Genomic DNA, 17575 nt, shown 5'->3' on the forward strand with positions numbered 1-17575 from the left:
CCGTCCGCGCATTGAGGCCGCCCCGTCCGAGGAGTAAGCATCCTCATCCCGGATCTGCTTGGGATGAGGTGAAGACGATGGCTTCACGTTCAGTGAGTCTCGCACTCATACCCAGCGATGTCTGGAGCCTGATTGCTCTCACCAAGTTCCTCACCATTCCCGACAATGATTGTCAACTCAACCCAGGAGATGATCGCCGAGCAGATAGCCAACGGTCATTGCCAGCACCAGCAGCGCGCCTTGCAGCTTCGGCGGGGCGGGCAAGGGAATGTCGAGGAGGCGGCAGCCGGCACCAATGGCCAACGCCAGGACAGGACCGACCAGGAGTTCCATCATGTGCGCGGCTCCTTGGTATCACCGCTGGGCCCGCCGCAGTCGTGGCGATGACGCGCGGGGTGCGCCGCGATGAAATTGTCGGCCAGCAGGTAGCCGCTCGTCATGGCGACAACGAGTGAAGCGCCAACCAGCACGGGCGGCGCGGGTACGGGAATTCCCAGCCAGCGGCAACCAAAGCCGATGGCAAGGCCGAGCAGCAGGCCAACACCTAGTTTCCAGCTCATGAGACGTTCTCCAACGCGACGAGGTAAGAGCTTGATGGCGTGGCGCCGACGAAGTGGCGCACGGACGGTGGCCGCGCGTCGAGATGCAGGGCACGAAGCCTGTCCTGCAAGCGCTGCTCCTCGTGGGTGACACGCTCATGCTGGCGGAGGTGCTCCAGCCAGGAATCGACGATGAAATATTCGAGAAAGCGACCCGGCTGCGCCGCGTCTTCCATCACCCCCCACTGCACCGCACCGTCGCGCTGGCGAGTGCCTCCGAGTTGATGGATGTGGTGCAGGAACTCCTCGCGATTCGTTGGCCCGATGAGGTATTCCACCGTCACGAGCACCGGACCTCGGGCATGATCGATCTTCGCGGCCACGGCCGGCTGCGGCCAATGTGCGGACGGGGCGGTATCCCGCGCCATGGCCACGCTCAGACGGAAGCGCAGCGAGAAGACCCCCGCGAGCACCGCCAATACCGCCGCCACCGTCAGCGCGAACCCGGTGCCGGCGTGCTGCGCGAGCGTCCCCCAGATCAGGCTGCCACCCGCCATGCCCGCGGAGAAGACCATGATGTAGAGCGACAGCGCCCGGGCGCGAACCCAGGCGGGTACCGAGACATGCGCGGCTGTCTGCAGCGATGACAGCACGGTGATCCACGACACGCCGTTGGCCAGCATCGCCACGCAGAGGAGCCGCAGATCGCGGATGCCCGCCAGGGCCAGCATGGTGAGGGAGTAGACCAGGGTCGCGGCTGGCACCAGCCTGTCGGCATTGAACCGCTCGCGGAGCTTCGGCAAGACGATGGCTCCACCGATGGCACCCGCACCGATGAACCCCAGCAACATTCCATAGGTGCCCGCTCCAGCGGAGAGCTGCTGTCGAACCACGATCGCCAGCTGCGAGGGGAGAGCACTGGCGAACACGAAGAAGCAGGCCGACTTGACCAACACCGACCGGAACTCGCCGGCTCGCACCGCATAGCGCAACCCCGCGCGCAGTGCTCCTCCGAAAGACTCGGCGGGCAGGGTCGAGACGGACTGCACCGGCCTCCACCGCCACAGGACGAACACCACCCCCAGGAACGACAGCGCATTCAGTGAGAATGCCCAGGCCACGCCGAATCGCGCCACGACCAGCCCGCCCAGGGCGGGGCCGATGGATCGCGCGATATTCATACCAATGGAGCTCAAGGCCACTGCCGGCGCCAGCACCGTGCGCGGGACCAGGTCGGCGGTGGTCGCGGCCTGTGCGGGCATCGCCATCGCCGCGCCCGTGCCGAGCGCGAATGTCAGACACAGCAGGGACCAGGCACCGAGCCGGCCGGCATGTGCCTGCAGGGCGACCAGGGTGACCACGAGGAGCATCCACAGCTGCACCCCGAGCAGGTATCGCCGACGATCAACGATATCCGCCAGGGTGCCGGCAACGAGCGCGAACGCCACGACCGGCAGCGTCGTCGCGGACTGCACAGCCGCGACCATGAGCGGTGAGCCCGTCCGCTCCGACATGAACCAGGAGGCGGCGACATCCTGGACCCAGGTTCCGACGTTGCTGGTCAGAACCGCCAGCCAGAGCGCACGGAACCTGGGATGGCGAAGCGGTGCCCATGCGCCAATCGCCGGAGCATCAGAAGGCATAGCACAAGCATCCCAACGCACCCCAGAAGTCGCGCAGCCCGCCGCCTGGCGTCGGGTGGTGTGCGGCGTGATCCTTGCCATGACCATGCACGGCACACGACGTTCCGTGTGAGTGAGAATGCCGTTGCGCTCGAGCGAACATGGCACGGGCCTGCGCCTGGGTGCCGCCCTGGTAGCCTCCAAACCGGTTCACCGGCGACCAGTCCGGCATGGGCTTGGGCAGCGAGGGGGCGAGCGGGCCGAAGTCACCACCGCCGTGCACCACCTTGCCACCCACCACGGTCAACACGCTGGTGATGTCCTTGATGGCTTCTTCCGGCACGTGGAGGAAGTCCGAGGACAGCAGTGCGAAATCGGCATACTGGCCAACCTTCAGGATGCCCTTGCGATCCTGCTCATGGGAGAGCCACGCGCTGCCGTGCGTGTACAGGCGCAGCGCTTCTTCTCGTTCCAGCAGGTTGTCGTCGCCATACATCGACAGACCGCCCACGGTGCGGCCGGTAACCATCCAATACAACGCCACCCACGGGTTGTAGCTGGCCACGCGCGTGGCATCGGTGCCGGCGCCGACCGGCACGCCCGCCTCCAGCATCTTGCGCACCGGCGGAGTGTTCCGGGTCGCCGCGCTGCCGTAGCGCTCCGCGAAGTACTCGCCCTGGTACGCCATGCGATGCTGGATGGCGATACCGCCCCGCAGGGCGCGCACGCGTTCGATGTTGCGATCGGAGATGGTCTCGGCGTGGTCGATGAACCAGTGCAGTCCGTCGAAGGGCACCTCGCGATTCACCTTCTCGTAGACATCGAGCACGCGGCTGATGCTCTCGTCGTAGGTGGCATGGATGCGGAACGGCCAGCGGCGCTGCGCCAGCAGGCGAACCACGTCTTCCAGCTCGCCCTCCATGCCCTGCGGCAGCTCCGGGCGCGGTTCACGAAAATCCTCGAAGTCCGCCGCCGAGAAGACCAGCATCTCGCCCGCGCCGTTGTGACGCAGCATGCCGTCGCCCTGGAGCGGCGTCAGCATCCGCGACCACTTGTCGAAGTCCGCGAGCTCGCCCCCCTTCTTCTGGGTGAACAGGTTGTAGGCGATGCGCACCGTCAGCTCGCCGTCGGCATGCAGCTTCTGGATGATTTCGTAGTCTTCCGGGTAGTTCTGGAAGCCTCCGCCGGCATCGATCACCGAGGTGATGCCCAGCCGGTTCAGCTCGCGCATGAAATGGCGGGTGGAGTTGAGCTGGAACTCCGGCGGCAGCTTCGGTCCCATCGCCAACGTCGCGTACAGGATCAGCGCATTGGGTTTGGCCAGCAGCAGGCCCGTGGGATTGCCGGCATGGTCTCGCTCGAGCCGCCCACCGAGAGGCTCAGGACTGTCCTTGGTGTATCCGACCGCGCGCAAGGCGGCGCGGTTGAGGAGTGCCCGGTCGTACAGATGCAGGATGAAGACCGGGGTCTCCGGCGCGGCCTCGTTGAGCTCCCGCAGCGTCGGCAGCCGCTTCTCCGCGAACTGGTGCTCGCTGAAGCCGCCCACCACCCGCACCCACTGCGGTGCCGGTGTCCGCGCCACCTGCTCCTTGAGCATCGCCATCGCGTCGGCCAGCGTGCGCACGCCGTCCCAGCGCAGCTCCATGTTGTAGTTCAGGCCACCGCGGATCAGATGGAGGTGGCTGTCATTGAGGCCGGGGATGAGACGCCGGCCTCCGGCATCGATGATCCGGGTCCTGGCGGTGGCATGCGCCATCACCGCGGCCTCTTCGCCGATTGCCAGCAGGTTGCCATCGGCGACGGCCAACGCCGTCGCCGACGGGTTATCCCGGTCCAGGGTGGTGATCCGGGCATTTTTGACGATCATGTCGGCCATCGGTACAATCCTTTCCATTCCGGCGACTCGAGCCGGAGACAATCGTTATCACCTACGACATCCGATGGCCGCATGGCCATCAATCAGTGACCGCCTTCGGACGCTCCGAACATCGTCTTGGCGTACTGCAAGCCGATTCCGTAGCCGCCACCGTGGGTCTTGGCGATGCCGGTGGTCAGGCCGTACGTGGCCTCGCGCGCCCAATCGCGCTGCAGCTCGAGCAGGTACTGCAGGCTGGTCATCGGAACCGCACCGGCCTGGATCATCCGCTGCACCGCACGCTCGTGCGCCTCGTCGGACACATCACCGCAGGCATCGGTGATGACGAACGTCTTGAAGCCCTGGTCGATCGCCGACACGACGGGACCCACGATACACACGCCCGTCCACAGTCCCGCGAACACCAGCCGCTCCTTCTCGAAGGCGTTGATCTGGGTGATCACCTGCTTGTCTTCCCAGGCATTCATGGAGGTGCGGTCGTAGACCTTCGCACCAGGAAACGCCTCGGTGATCTCCGGGAACAACGGCCCCGAGAAGCTCTTCTCCGCGACCGTGGTCAGCAGGGTCGGGACGCGGAAGCCAGCGGCGGCCTTGGAGATGAGCGCGGTGTTGTTGCGCAGTTGCGCGATGTCGATCGAATGCGTCGCGAAGGTCATCTGCGACTGGTGATCGATCAGGATCAAGGCATGGTCGGTGGGCGACAGGAGGCCCTTTCCGGGCGTGGGGGAGGCTTTGGGCGGCATGGGACTGTTCCTCTTCGGTTTGGGTTATGCCAAACAGACTAGAGCGTCAGGACTCGAGAAAAAACACTCGAAAGCGCAGGAAGCGGATCACCCGAATGGGGGAGTGAACGCCCACCGGCCCGTTACTCATCAACGCGGGTCTTCTTGCGCGGCGGCAGGGTGACAACACGCCTTCCGAACAACCACGCATCCACCGAGTGAGCGCCGGGTCCGAGGAGCGCCAGTGCACCCGCGGCGAGCAGCTCGATACCCGCTTCAGGCAGGGTCACGCCGCCCATGACCATGAAGTCGTAGAAAGAGAACAGGAAGCACACGACCGCGAGGGTAGGTGTCAGAACGCCCAGGCAGAGTCCGATGGCCAGGAGCGCGAGCATCGCATTCATCAGCGGTCCGCCGGAGAGGTGGGGCAGCAGGGACAGGGCGACCGACAGGCGCAGCAACAGCAGTCCGACCCCGGGGCCACCTTCGGGAAACATGGAGAAGAGGCGTTGCACCGGTCCATCTTACCCCCCCTGGTGCGGCGCGATTGTATCTGAGATAAGGGAGCCCGGCCTCCCCATTTCGGGGGATTCCAACGATGTCGATGACGGGTATCCAACGACCGTTCGCTGGTCGAGCTCAACGGGACGGAGCCGATGTTTCCACGACGAAGGGTGATGACTGCGGGTGGAACGGCCTCGCGGGGCGACATGGGCCTCTCCGGCCGCCCGGCGGAGGGCGCTGAGCGATGAGCTCCACGAACCCGCCCATTCGCATCCTGATTGTCGACGATCATCCGCTGCTGCGCGAAGGGCTCAGCAGCATGATCGCCGGGCAACCGGACATGAAGCTGGTCGCCGAGGCGGAGAATGGAGAGCAGGCCCTGCAAGCCTTCCGCGACCACCTGCCAGACATCACGCTGATGGACGTGCAGATGCCCACGATGAATGGCATCGATGCGATCACGGCGATCCGCACCGAGTTCCCCACCGCGAGAATCATCATCCTGACGACCTACAAGGGCGACATGCAGGCGTTGCGCGCCATCAAGGCAGGCGCGTCCGGATATCTGCTCAAGAGCATGTTGCGCAAGGAGTTGGTGGAAACCATCCGCAGCGTGCATGCGGGACGTCGCCGCATCGCCGCGGATATCGCCACCGAGATGGCCGAGCACGTGGCGGACGACGAATTGACGGCACGGGAATGTGACGTCCTGCGCCTCGTGGCCAGCGGCAGCGCCAACAAGGAAGTCGCCGCCCGGATGGGCATCTCCGAGGAGACGGTCAAGACGCACATGAAGAACGTCCTGACCAAGCTCGGCGCCAAGGACAGGACGCATGCGGTGGTCGTCGCGCTGAAGCGGGGAATCATCGATATCTGAGCGTGGCCGCGCGGCGGCAGCGGCTCGTATCCGTCGAGGTAGAATACCGATGGTGGGGACGAGGCTCAGGGGACCCGTCAGGTTCTGGCAGCAGGCGCTGTTCCTCGGACTCGTCGCGGTGCTCACGTTCTTCGCGGACACGGCGCGGGCATTCAGTCAGGACCGACGCCTCACTCAGTTCCACCACACCCGGTGGACGATCAAGGAAGGAGCTCCCGGCCAGATCTCCGCGATCGCTCAGACAGAAGACGGGTATCTGTGGCTTGCCGCGGCCGCTTCGTTGTACCGGTTCGAGGGCATCCGCTTCGAACGGTTCGAGCCGCCCTCGGGCGATCCCTTCTCCACCATCCAGACCTTGTACGCCCCGCCCGACGGTGGGCTGTGGATCGGCTTCCAGCTCGGCGGCGTCGCGTTCCTGAAAGAGGGACACTTGACCCGGTATCATGGCACCGAGGGCGCACCGACCAGGTCGGTTTCCGCCTTCGCCACGGATCGGGACGGCAACGTCTGGGCCTCCGAAATGCGTGGAGGACTGTTCCGTCTGTCCGGCACGCGCTGGGAACAGATTGGAGAATCCTGGGGGTATCCGGGCAGCAAGTCCCGGCACCTGTTCGTGGATCGGGACGGCACGCTGTGGGTCGCCACCGAGAAGACCCTGTTGTATCTGCCGCGCGGCGCGCACAGGTTCGTGCCCACGGACGTCAGCGTCGGGTGGGTGTTCCAGTTGAGGCAGGCACCGGATGGAAGGATCTGGATGACGGAATCGGGCGGTGACGTGCGACCGATTCCGGTGCCCGGCCACGGACAGACGGAGAATCCCCCCACCCTGCATGTGGAGTCGGCGGGCATGTTGTTCGCCCGCGACGGGAGCCTGTGGCTCACCACCCTGGGTGATGGGGTCCGCCGCCTCGCCCATCCCGAGCGCTCGTCGGCCGGAGACGCGGCGGAGGTGGGTGGGGAGGTGGAGTCCTTCACCGAGAAGGATGGCCTGAGCGCGGATTACGCATGGCCAGTGCTCGAGGATCGCGAGGGCAATGTCTGGGTGGGCACCAGCGGCGGGCTCGATCGCTTCCGCACCAGCTCGATGGTGCTGGCGGAGTTCCCGCGCGGTTCGCACGATTTCGCCCTGATCGCGGGGAATGCCGGCGAGGTCTGGGCGGGTACCACCAACCGTCCGCTCATGCGCTTGCACGACGGCGAGGTCTCGTTCGAGCAGCTCGGCTCCCCGGTCCGCTCCGCCTACCGCGACGAAGAGGGTGTGGTCTGGCTGGGAGCGGACGACGGCCTGTGGCGGGTGGAGGACGGCCGCCTGAGTCGCGTCACGCCACTGCCGGATCCGCTCGCGCAGGTGCAGGCCATGACTCGCGATCGCCATGGCACACTCTGGGTGTCCCTGACGACCGGTGGACTGATGCAGTGGGAGGATGGCCGTTGGCACTCGGTGGAGGAGCCGCTGGGTCCTTTGGATGGCGAGAGCATCCACACCGCGATGACCGATGGTCGCGGACGGGTATGGCTGGGCCATCAGCGGGGCATCATCACGCGGGTCGACGGCGACGAGGTCCGGCGGTTCACCGAGGACGACGGGCTCAGGCTGGGGGTGGTCGCCGCCCTGACCGCCGGCCGCCGGTATGTGTGGGTCGGCGGCCAGTTCGGACTGGCCTTCCATGACGGTGAGCGCTTTCGTCCACTCGTCGCCGACGGTGACGAATCGTTCCGCAGCGTGAGCGGCATCATCGAGCGCCCCGATGGCAGCCTGTGGGTGCATGCCGTGCCGGGGGTCTTTCACGTCCCGGCGGAGGAGGTCCGGCGCGCGGTAGGCGATCCCGGCCATCGCGTGCGCTATGAGTTGTTCGACTTCCTCGACGGGCTTCCGGCCAGGCCGACGCTGCTGCGTCCGTTGCCCACGGCCATCGCGGGCGGCGACGGGCGTCTGTGGTTCGCCACCAGCAACGGTGTGGTCTGGATCGATCCCGAGCGGATCGCCCGCAATCCGTTGCCTCCACCGGTGTCCATCCTCTCCGTGAAGGCCGATGGCCGCCGGTACGCGCCAGCAGCGGACGTGACGCTTCCGATCCATCCCGCCAACCTGGAGATCGACTATGCCGCGCTCAGCCTGTCCATCCCCGAGCGCGTGCGTTTCCGCTACCGGTTGGAAGGCGTGGACGAGCACTGGCAGGACGTCGGTACGCGGCGCACCGCCTATTATGGCAACCTGGCGCCGGGGCAGTACCGCTTCCACGTGATCGCATCGAACAACGACGGCGTGTGGAACGAGCACGGCGCGAGCCTCGAGTTCGTCGTTCCGCCCGCGGTCCACCAGACCTGGTGGTTTCGCACGCTCTGCATGGCGGCCGGACTGCTGCTGCTCTGGCTGATGTATCTGCTGCGTCTGCGCCAACTGACCGCGAAGATGCGCGGCCGTCTGGAGGAGCGGCACGCGGAGCGCGAGCGGATCGCCCGGGAGCTGCACGACACCCTCCTGCAGAGCGTGCAGGGGCTGGTGCTCCGGTTGCAGGCCGTCGCCGAGCAGCTCCCCGAGCACGAGCCGGCACGTCAGGCGATGGAGAAGGCCCTGGATCGCGCGGACGAGGTACTGGCCGAGGGCCGCGACCGGGTGATGGATCTGCGCTCGTCCGCCCACGCGGGTCGCGACCTGTCGGACGCGCTCGTGCGGGTCGGGAAGGAGTTGGCGGAGAACCTCCCGATGTCGTTCCGTCTGGTCACGGAAGGTGTGCCACAAGAGTTGAACGCCGCCGTGCAGGTGGAGATCTTCTTGATCGGCCGAGAGGCCCTGCTCAACGCGTTCCAGCACGCGGGAGGCACGGCCGTGGAAGCAGAACTCCACTACGACTCCGACGAGTTGCGCGTGCGGATCCGGGACGACGGCGCGGGCGTGGACCCGGAGGTTCTCGAAATGGGCGGCCGTCCGGGGCACTGGGGCCTCGCGGGGATGCACGAACGGGCAGCGAGGATCGGGGCTACATTGCAAGTGTGGAGCCGGACCGATGCCGGCACGGAAGTGGAATTGAAGGTCCCAGCCGAGATCGTCTACCGGCGGAGGCCGAAAGCGGCCTGGTGGAGCAGGCTGAAGGATATCGCCCGCCTGGCGCGAGGGAGATGAGAGCGCGCGCCGAGGCGGATACGTCAGGCGACGGCGCCTGCCCGGGCACGCGGCACCGGCTGGGCGTCGAGGAAGGAGCGCAAGGCGGTCGCGAAGGGCTCCGGCCGCTCGAAGAATGGGAAGTGCGAGCCCCCCTCCTCGGCGGTGAAGATGCGCAACTGGGCGCCCGGGATTTGCTCGGCGCTCCACTTCTGCGAGGCCGGGTTGACGTGGCTGACCTCGCCGGCCATCACCAGCGTCGGCACGTCGATGCGTGGCAGCACGTCGCGCCAGTCCTGCATGATGTGGTCCAGCAACAGCCGTGAGCCGAAGCCGCCCTCGAGCTTGAGGTTCTCCTGGTAGAGCCACGCCAGATCCGCGCTGGAGATCTGTTTGGTGAGCATGGAGACGAGGAAGTCGTGCCGCACGGCCGCCGCGTCGGGACCGAGGACGCCCTTGCAGAAGGCCTCGGCACCGGGGAAATCCAAGATGGCCCCCACTTCGGTCGCCTCGACCTTGTTCAACCAGGGGAGAACCGTGCAGGCACTGGGCTGGTCGATGATGATGAGCGAACTCACCTTCGCGGAGCCGAACAGGTCGAGGTAGCTCCACAGCACCGACGCCCCCATGGAGTGGCCCGCGAAATCCGCCCGCTCGATCCCCAGGTACGTCAGGAGTTCGTCGAGGTCACGCGCGAGCCGGGCGATGCGAGCGCCGTGCGGAGGATGGCCGGACTCACCGTGGCCACGCTGGTCGTAGCTGACGACACGGTAATGACTGGCGAGCATGGGGATGACCCGATCGAACATCGCGCGCGACTGTGACCAGCCGTGCAGCAATACCAGGGTACGCTCGCTCGAACTCGAACCCGCGAGGTGATAGTCCAGTTCGCATCCGTCGGCGGTGGTGAAGGTGCTCATGATGTCTTCCTTGGGGGTGCGCTCGGTTCAAGGCCAGAGACGCCAGGTCCACTCGCACCAGTAGCGTGTCGGACATGGGAGGAAATCACCCGAAAGCACATGCAAGGCTTCACCCGAAAGAGGGAGCGAGCACTCACCATTGCACTCCACGAACAGGAATGAGAGATGGGACGGCATGCAACTCGTAGAGGAAGAGACGTCACGAGCGGCCCCGATGCGGGTCCCGACCGCCCCCGCTCGTTGGCCACTTCTCGGACATTCCTGGCCCCTGCTCTCCAGACCACGAGATTTCCTTCTCTCGTTGGAGAAGGTCGGGAGTCTCGTCCGTGTCTACATCGGGCAGATGCCCATGGTGGTCATCACCGATCCCGAACTCACGCGTCAGGTCCTGCATGACAGCGCCACCTTCGATAAAGGAGGCTCCCTCTACGAGAAGCTGAGCGAGCTGACGGGCAATGGGCTGCTCACGAGCCAGTCGGAGCCGCACAAACGACAGCGTCGCCTGGTGCAGCCCGCCTTCAAGAAAAGTTCGATCAAGGACTACTCGTCCGTCATGGCCGGGGTCGTCGAGGTGGCGCTCCGCGACTGGGAAGATGACGCCGTGGTCGACATGAAGGCCGCCGCCTATCACATCGTCTCCCGCATCGCGGCGCGATCGATGTTCTCGGCTGAAATGGCCGACGCCTCCATCGCGAGAATCGCCGAGGCCCTGTCCATCTACCTCAACGGCCTCTTCGTGCGAACGGTGGGGCCGGGTGTGCTCTTCGAGCGGCTGCCCACTCCTGGCAACCTCCGCTACAAGCAGGCGCTCGAGGTGCTGCATCAGGAGATCAGCAGGATCATCTCGGAGTACATCGCGTCCGGAGTGGAACGCGAGGACGTGCTGTCCATCCTCCTGAGGGAAAAGGACGAGGGCGATGGCGCGGGACTGTCCCCCCAGGAGGTCCACGATCAAGTCACGACACTGCTGCTGGCGGGAATCGAGACGTCGGCCGCGACCCTGTGCTGGTGTCTGTACCTGCTGAGCCACCATCCGGACGTCACCCAACGGCTCCAGGCCGAGTTGGACGGTGTTCTCGGTGGGCGGGCCGCACAATGGGATGACATCCCCGAGCTGAAGCAAACACGTCGAATCGTCATGGAGGCGCTGCGCCTCTATCCACCGGGCTGGCTCTTCACCCGGGTGACGATGCGTGACACCGTCCTCGGCGCCTACCCGCTCCCGCGGGGAACCGGGATCGCGTACAGCCCCTATCTGCTGCACCGCAGCCCCAGTTCCTTCGAACAGCCGGACCGCTTCGATCCCGACCGGTGGCTCCCCGAGCGCTCCAACCGCCTGTCGATGAACAGCTTCGTCCCCTTCGGTGGGGGGGTTCGCCGCTGTATCGGGGAGATGCTCGGGGTGACCGAGGTCATGCTGACCCTGGCGACGATCGCCTCGCACTGGGAGGCGCGGTGCGTGCGCGAGGGGCCGATCGAGCCCGCGCCAGCACATGTCTCGTTGATCCCGAAGCAGTTGCGGATGCGGGTCACACGTCGGAAGAGGTAACCTCTTGAGAGTCCAAGTGAATCAACAGTCCATCCACCAGACGTTGGAAACGGTCGACTGGGGGCCTCCGCCGCCCCTCAACAAGCACTACCCGGGGATCCATCGGGAAGCGGATCTCTGGCTGGAGAGCGTGGGACTGACGGACAAGCCGGGCCGCCTCGCGAAGCACCGGAGGATCGAGGTTCCCCTGTTCGCGGCCATGGCCTATCCCACAGCCTCTCGCGACAACCTGCTCCTGGCCCATGACTGGATGGCCTGGCTGTTCGAGTACGATGACCAGTTCGATGAGGGGGACGACGGTCACAGCACCGACAGGGCCCGGCAATCCCGGGAGAGCCTGTTGTCGATCCTCGACGACACGTCCACCGTGGCGCGGGAGGTCCCTCGGAGAACGCTCCAATCAGGGCTGAGTGACATCTGGTCGAGACTGCGGGCCGTGGCCCCTCCTGGCCTGCGGGAGCGCTTCGCGGGGCATGTCGCGGACTACCTCGAGTCCTATGAATGGGAGACCCACAACCGCCGCGTCGGGTACTGCCCGGACGTCGAGGAGTATCTGGCAAAGCGACAGCACACGGGCGCCGCCCATCCCTGCTTCGACCTGGTCGTGCCCGCGGCGGGAATCCAGTACGGCCGTGTGGATTGGACGAATGCCAGGAGGGGGCGCCTCGAATACCTCTCGTCGGAGATCATCACGCTGTCCAACGATCTCGTCTCATTTCCAAAGGAAATGGAGCAAGGAGACGTCCACAACATCGTGATCATCCTCATGCGGCGGCACGGACATCCGGAGCAAGAGGCGGTCCTTCGGACGGTGGGCCTGCTCGAGTCGCGCATCGCGGACTTCGAGCGGGAGGCGAGTGGACTGGCGCGAGCCCCCCTCGGCCTGAATGACGATACGAAGCTTTACATCCACGGCCTGAAGGTCTGGTACCAGGCCAACTATTTCTGGTCGTTGAAATGCCGTCGCTTCATCGTCGACCAGGTGGATGAGGCGGCCCACTGAGCCGCCTCATCAGTGGACAACCTCCATGGGAGGCGGCGAGGAGAGCCCGATGAGTCGAACCGTGGAATTTTCCAAGAATCCGTCATTGGGAGCGGAGTCTCACGGCTCCGTCACGGCGACCACGGGTTCCCCTTCCATGCCCGCGAAAGGAGTTGCGAGGACATGGCGGAGCCGGGAAGAAAACCACGCTACGAACGAAACATGGTTGTTTGAGTTGACAAACCGACAACGCCTGCCTTAGAGATCCTTCCGGCTTTCCTCTGGATTTCTGGACGCTTCCGATAATCAAGGTGTGCGGTAGCACGAAGAAAGCGACGGGCTGCACGCGAGCACTGGCTCGACGGTAGCGGTTGCCGGTGTCACGGGTGCGGCAGGGGGCGGCGCGTCGTCGACGGACGCGCGGTGGCACTCAACATCAAGGAGCACCGATACATGCGAAAGTCGTCTACGTGGCCGGTGGGCGGAGTACGCCCGCTGAGGGCCATGGTGGTGGGTTGTGCCCTCGTAGCTCCTCTGTCCGCCATCGCGGGCCCGTCCGACACGAAACAGCCACCTGCCTCCGCGCGCGGCGTCTCGCTGCCTCCGGCGGTGCTCGTCAGTGATTCGCGAGAGGTCTCCGCGGGTGGAGCCAGGGGTTACTCGCTCGTGACGCCGGCCGGGCTCGTCATCCACCGCACCGAGCGGCCTGTCCTGGCGCTGCGCTCCATCCAGGTTCCCGGCACGGCCATCCAACTGCATACGTGGCAGGAATCGCAGACGAACGGGATGCGCCAGAGCTACACGGCCTATACGCGCGGCGGGACGGAGGCGGTTGGCCGTGTCAGGGATACCAGCTACCTGGTACGTCTGGACGCGGCGCAGTTCGACCCGCTCCAGGTCACGCAGCCGCTGGCCACCCGTCTGCTCGCCGCGGATCCGGACAACACGCTGCACCTGGTGCAGTTCCTCGGGGCGCCGCTGCCGGAGTTCCGCGAGGCCATCGAGCGCCAGGGCGGCAAGGTGTTGCGCTTCCTCACCGACCACACCTTCGTGGTGGACATGGACGCGGACGCGCAGAAGCGCGTCGCGGAGCTGCCCTACGTGCGCTGGGTGGGGCCCTACCACCCCGAGTACCGGCTGGAGCGCGAGCTGCGGGAATCCCTGATGGGGCTGGCGCCGGCGCTGGCACCGCAGCGCTACTCCATCATGCTGGGTGAGAGCGGCGCCGGACGGCAGGAAGAGGTGGCCGCCCTGGTGCGCAAGCTCGGCGGCACGGTGGAGCTCATCGAGCAGGGAGGCCTGCGCGTGGAGGCCACGCTCACCGCGGCCCAGCTGCGCCAGGTGGCTCGCTCCAACGCGGTGCAGTTCATCGACCGGTGGGGTGGCCCCGGTGGCGTGGACATGGACATCGTCCGCGACGTGGGCGGCGCCAACTACCTGGAGGGGCTCGAGGGCTGGACGGGCCAGGGCGTGCGCGGGGAAATCTTCGACACCGAGCTGCTCACCACGCATCAGGAGTGGAGCACCGCCCCCATCATCCACAGCACGGGCACCACGGGCTCGCTCCACGGCAGCAGCTGCTACAGCAACAACTTCGCCCGGGGCGCGAACCCGGCCGCGCGCGGCATGATTCCCAGCGGCCAGGGCATCTTCTTCCGCTACAGCGAGTCCACCCAGTTCGGCGGCACCAAGTCCCGCTACGACATCAACAAGGAGCTCATCAACCCGGCCGGGCCCTACCGCGCCGTGTTCCAGACCTCCAGCGTGGGCAGCGCCCAGGGCACCGCCTACACCACCATCTCCGCCGAGGTGGACGACTACCTCTTCAAGCACCCCATCCTCAGCACACAGTCGCAGAGCAACACGGGCAGCCGGAACTCACGCCCGCAGGCGTGGGCGAAGAACATCGTCTCCGTGGGCGCGGTCCAGCACCAGAACACCGCCAGCCGCGCGGATGACCGCTGGAACTACACCGGCAGCATCGGGCCCGCGGCGGACGGCCGCATCAAGCCGGACCTGTCCTACTTCTACGACTCCATCCAGTCGGCGACTGGCAGCGGCAACGCCAACTACACCCAGTTCGGCGGCACCAGCTCCGCCACACCGCAGACGGCGGGCCACTTCGGTCTGCTCTTCCAGATGTGGCACGAGGGCGTCTGGAGCGGCTTCGGCGGCAAGGCGGACGTGTTCGACAGCCGCCCCCAGATGGCCACCGCCAAGGCGCTGATGATCAACAACGCCTACCGCTACAACTGGCAGGCCGGCGGCTCCAACGCGGACGTCGACCGCTACAAGCAGGGCTGGGGCACCGCCGACATCCGGCGCCTCTACGACCGCGCCCCGAAGACGAGCGTCATCGACGAGACGGACCTCCTCACACCGCTGGGTGTCAAGACGTACGACGTCACCGTCCCGAGCGGTGAGACGGAGCTGAACGTCACGCTCGTCTTCACCGATCCGATGGGCACCGTCGGCGCGGCCCAGACGCGCATCAACGACCTGTCGCTCCGCGTGACGGACCCGAACGGCACCGTCTACTGGGGCAACTACGGCCTGACGACGGGCAGGTTCTCCACCCCGGGGGGAACGTCCAACACCATCGACACGGTGGAGAACGTGTTCATCCAGAACCCCGTGGCCGGCAAATGGACGGTGGAGGTGCTGGGCGACGAGATCGTCCAGGACTCCCACGTGGAGACGACCGCGCTGGACGCGGACTACGGCCTGGTGGTCAGCGGTGGCGTCATCAGTGGTGGGTGATGTCGACAGCAACGGCTGAGTAGCCCCGCGCCACACTCACCGCCCATGCGGGCTCCGGTGGTGCCGACACCGGAGCCCCGATGAACAACGTCGTCACCGGGGAGCCTTCACCCCACCCAGGTGAACAGGGCCCACAGGGCGATTACCGGGCGCGCCGCTCCTGCCGCTCGCGCGCCTCGGCCTGCTTGCGGCGCGAGGCCTCGGCGCCCGTCTCCGGCGGCACCAGCGCGTGGGGTCCCCGGCCGATGAGGTCCTCCCGGCCCGCCTGGATGAGCGCCTCGCGCGCCAGCGGCCACTGCTCCGGATTCCAGTAGAGCAGCAGCGCCTTCTGCAGCTTCTTCTCGCGCAGGCCCCGCGCCGTGTACACCGGCTCCATCTTCAGCGGATCCAACCCCGAGTAGTACATGGCCGTGGCCACCGACATGGGCGTGGGAATGAAGTCCTGCACCTGGCGCGGCCGCTTGCCGTTCTGCTTGAGCCACAGCGCCAGCTCCACCATGTCCTTCAGCTCCGAGCCCGGGTGCCCGCTGATGAAGTAGGGAATGTCGTACTGCTCCTTGCCCGCCTCCTCGCTCGCGCAGGCGAACATCGTCTGGAAGCGCTCGAAGCTCTCGATGCCCGGCTTCTTCATCTTCTCCAGCACCCGCTTCGACACGTGCTCGGGCGCCACCGAGAGCTGGCCGCCCACGTGGTGCGCGGCCAGTTCCTTCACGTACTCCGGCGAGCGCTCGGCCAGGTCGTAGCGCACGCCGCTCGCGATGAAGACGTGCTTGATGCCCTCCTCCTGGCGCACCTGCTTCATCAGGTCGATGAGCGGCCCGTGGTCCGTGTCCAGGTTCTCGCACACGCCCGGGTGCACGCACGACAGCTTGCGGCAACGCTTCTCGATGTCCTCGCTCTTGCACTTGAGCTTGTACATGTTGGCCGTGGGGCCCCCCAGATCCGTGAGCGTGCCGCGGAAGTCCCCCATGCGCCGCAGGGCCCGCACCTCGCGCAGCACGCTCTCCGCGCTGCGGCTCTGGATGACCCGGCCCTCGTGCTCGGTGATGGAGCAGAAGGTGCACCCGCCAAAGCAGCCACGCATCAGCACCACCGAGTGCTTCACCGTCTCGTAGGCCGGAATCTGCTCCCGGTACATGGGGTGCGGCACGCGGTTGAACTTCAGGTCATACAGCTCGTCCATGGCCACCGACGCGCTGTCCCCCTTGCCCGCCCCGTCCTCCAGGGGAAGCGCCGGCGGGTTGAAGTAGACGGCGCGGTTGCCGTGGCGCTGCGCCAGGGGACGCCCGTTGCCGGGGTTGGTCTCCATCTGGAAGTCGCGCGACATGCGCGCGAAGGCCTCCTTGTCGGCCACCACCTCCTCGTACGAGGGCAGCACCACCGTCTTCTGGTCCGCGGCGCGCCGCGCGGGGTCCGCCTCGTGCACCTTCATCGCCTCGTCGTTGATGAGGTAGGCCGTGCCCCGCACGTCCCGGAGGTCCTCGATGAGCTCGCCCCGGTCGAGCCGGTCCGCGATCTCCCAGATGGGGCGCTCGCCCATGCCGAAGACGAGCAGGTCCGCCTTGGCGTCGAAGAGGATGGCGCGCCGCACCTTGTCGCTCCAGTAGTCGTAGTGCGCGATGCGGCGCAGCGACGCCTCGATGCCCCCCAGCACGATGGGCACGTCCGGATAGGCCTCGCGGCAGCGCTGGGCGTAGACGATGGTGGCCCGGTCCGGCCGGGCGTTGGTGCGCCCCCCGGGGCTGTACTGGTCCTCGGAGCGGTTCTTCTTCTGCGCGGTGAGCCGGTTGAGCATCGAGTCCAGGTTGCCCGCGGCCACCCCGAAGAAGAGCCGGGGCTTGCCCAGTTCCTTGAAGGGCTCGGCCGAGTGCCAGTCCGGCTGGGAGATGATCCCCACCTTGAAGCCACGCCCCTCGAGGAAGCGGGCGATGAGCACCGGGCCGAACGCGGGGTGATCCACGTACGCGTCACCCGTGACGATGATGATGTCGAGCTGTTCCCAACCCCGGGCCTTCATGTCGGCGCGGGTGACGGGCAGGAAGGGGTGGGCGTAGCGGAGCGGAGTGGCCATGAGCGGAGTCCCTCACCTCCCCTAACCGCTCAGGGGGGCGGGAAGCAAAC

General features: G+C 66.5%; 13 protein-coding genes. 5 read left to right on the forward strand and 8 right to left on the reverse strand.

The genetic code is table 11. The features are described 5' to 3' along the window. Positions 1-177 precede the first annotated feature (177 nt). The 6 genes from CYFUS_RS37600 to CYFUS_RS37625 all read right to left on the reverse strand — a co-directional run bounded on the left by CYFUS_RS37600 (position 178) and on the right by CYFUS_RS37625 (position 5274). Positions 178-336, reverse strand: coding sequence for a DUF1427 family protein (locus tag CYFUS_RS37600; protein ID WP_095989583.1), 159 nt, complete (start codon positions 334-336; stop codon positions 178-180). Beyond that, complete coding sequence (locus tag CYFUS_RS37605) at positions 333-560, reverse strand: DUF1427 family protein (RefSeq protein ID WP_095989584.1); 228 nt, start codon at positions 558-560, stop codon at positions 333-335. Before CYFUS_RS37605 ends, CYFUS_RS37600 begins: the two co-directional genes overlap by 4 nt. After that, positions 557-2182 (reverse strand): MFS transporter, encoded by a 1626-nt coding sequence (locus CYFUS_RS37610; protein ID WP_232537029.1) that lies wholly within the window; start codon positions 2180-2182, stop codon positions 557-559. The genes CYFUS_RS37605 and CYFUS_RS37610 overlap by 4 nt, the downstream gene beginning before the upstream one ends. Then, on the reverse strand, positions 2172-4037 hold the full coding sequence (locus tag CYFUS_RS37615) for an amidohydrolase (protein ID WP_095989585.1): 1866 nt from the start codon (positions 4035-4037) through the stop codon (positions 2172-2174). Before CYFUS_RS37615 ends, CYFUS_RS37610 begins: the two co-directional genes overlap by 11 nt. Positions 4038-4120: 83 nt before the next feature. Then, entirely contained in the window at positions 4121-4780 is a 660-nt protein-coding gene (locus CYFUS_RS37620) for a hydrolase (protein ID WP_095989586.1), read from the reverse strand. 122 nt (positions 4781-4902) lie between these two features. After that, the gene (locus tag CYFUS_RS37625; protein ID WP_095989587.1) at positions 4903-5274 is read right to left on the reverse strand and encodes a hypothetical protein; all 372 of its coding nucleotides are present in this window, start codon (positions 5272-5274) and stop codon (positions 4903-4905) included. A gap of 233 nt (positions 5275-5507) precedes the next feature. Here CYFUS_RS37625 and CYFUS_RS37630 point away from each other — a divergent pair, with 233 nt between their 5' ends. Then, positions 5508-6140 (forward strand): response regulator, encoded by a 633-nt coding sequence (locus CYFUS_RS37630; protein WP_095989588.1) that lies wholly within the window; start codon positions 5508-5510, stop codon positions 6138-6140. A gap of 49 nt (positions 6141-6189) precedes the next feature. After that, complete coding sequence (locus tag CYFUS_RS37635) at positions 6190-9264, forward strand: sensor histidine kinase (RefSeq protein ID WP_095989589.1); 3075 nt, start codon at positions 6190-6192, stop codon at positions 9262-9264. Positions 9265-9287: 23 nt separating this feature from the next. Here CYFUS_RS37635 and CYFUS_RS37640 read toward each other — a convergent pair whose 3' ends face one another. Beyond that, positions 9288-10163: an alpha/beta fold hydrolase gene (locus CYFUS_RS37640; protein WP_095989590.1), complete on the reverse strand. Its 876-nt coding sequence runs from the start codon at positions 10161-10163 to the stop codon at positions 9288-9290. 214 nt (positions 10164-10377) lie between these two features. On the opposite strand from CYFUS_RS37640, the gene CYFUS_RS37645 reads away from it, so the two are divergent. The 3 genes from CYFUS_RS37645 (at position 10378) to CYFUS_RS37655 (ending at position 15454) form a co-directional block, all read left to right on the forward strand. Then, on the forward strand, positions 10378-11712 hold the full coding sequence (locus CYFUS_RS37645; protein ID WP_157758880.1) for a cytochrome P450: 1335 nt from the start codon (positions 10378-10380) through the stop codon (positions 11710-11712). A gap of 16 nt (positions 11713-11728) precedes the next feature. Then, positions 11729-12715, forward strand: coding sequence for a terpene synthase family protein (locus CYFUS_RS37650; RefSeq protein WP_095989592.1), 987 nt, complete (start codon positions 11729-11731; stop codon positions 12713-12715). Positions 12716-13147: 432 nt separating this feature from the next. Next, positions 13148-15454 (forward strand): S8 family serine peptidase, encoded by a 2307-nt coding sequence (locus CYFUS_RS37655; RefSeq protein ID WP_095989593.1) that lies wholly within the window; start codon positions 13148-13150, stop codon positions 15452-15454. 142 nt (positions 15455-15596) lie between these two features. Here CYFUS_RS37655 and CYFUS_RS37660 read toward each other — a convergent pair whose 3' ends face one another. After that, complete coding sequence (locus tag CYFUS_RS37660) at positions 15597-17525, reverse strand: YgiQ family radical SAM protein (RefSeq protein WP_095989594.1); 1929 nt, start codon at positions 17523-17525, stop codon at positions 15597-15599. Positions 17526-17575: the final 50 nt, after the last annotated feature.

This window comes from Cystobacter fuscus (assembly GCF_002305875.1).
GTDB classification, from domain to species: Bacteria; Myxococcota; Myxococcia; order Myxococcales; family Myxococcaceae; genus Cystobacter; species Cystobacter fuscus_A.

Excerpts from the sequence above, each read along its gene's own strand:
- CYFUS_RS37600 (WP_095989583.1), bottom strand. The coding sequence starts at position 336 with ATGATGGAACTCCTGGTCGGTCCTGTCCTGGCGTTGGCCATTGGTGCC.
- CYFUS_RS37605 (WP_095989584.1), bottom strand. The coding sequence starts at position 560 with ATGAGCTGGAAACTAGGTGTTGGCCTGCTGCTCGGCCTTGCCATCGGC.
- CYFUS_RS37610 (WP_232537029.1), bottom strand. The coding sequence starts at position 2,182 with ATGCCTTCTGATGCTCCGGCGATTGGCGCATGGGCACCGCTTCGCCAT.
- CYFUS_RS37615 (WP_095989585.1), bottom strand. The coding sequence starts at position 4,037 with ATGGCCGACATGATCGTCAAAAATGCCCGGATCACCACCCTGGACCGG.
- CYFUS_RS37620 (WP_095989586.1), bottom strand. The coding sequence starts at position 4,780 with ATGCCGCCCAAAGCCTCCCCCACGCCCGGAAAGGGCCTCCTGTCGCCC.
- CYFUS_RS37630 (WP_095989588.1), top strand. The coding sequence starts at position 5,508 with ATGAGCTCCACGAACCCGCCCATTCGCATCCTGATTGTCGACGATCAT.
- CYFUS_RS37635 (WP_095989589.1), top strand. The coding sequence starts at position 6,190 with ATGGTGGGGACGAGGCTCAGGGGACCCGTCAGGTTCTGGCAGCAGGCG.
- CYFUS_RS37640 (WP_095989590.1), bottom strand. The coding sequence starts at position 10,163 with ATGAGCACCTTCACCACCGCCGACGGATGCGAACTGGACTATCACCTC.
- CYFUS_RS37645 (WP_157758880.1), top strand. The coding sequence starts at position 10,378 with ATGCGGGTCCCGACCGCCCCCGCTCGTTGGCCACTTCTCGGACATTCC.
- CYFUS_RS37655 (WP_095989593.1), top strand. The coding sequence starts at position 13,148 with ATGCGAAAGTCGTCTACGTGGCCGGTGGGCGGAGTACGCCCGCTGAGG.
- CYFUS_RS37660 (WP_095989594.1), bottom strand. The coding sequence starts at position 17,525 with ATGGCCACTCCGCTCCGCTACGCCCACCCCTTCCTGCCCGTCACCCGC.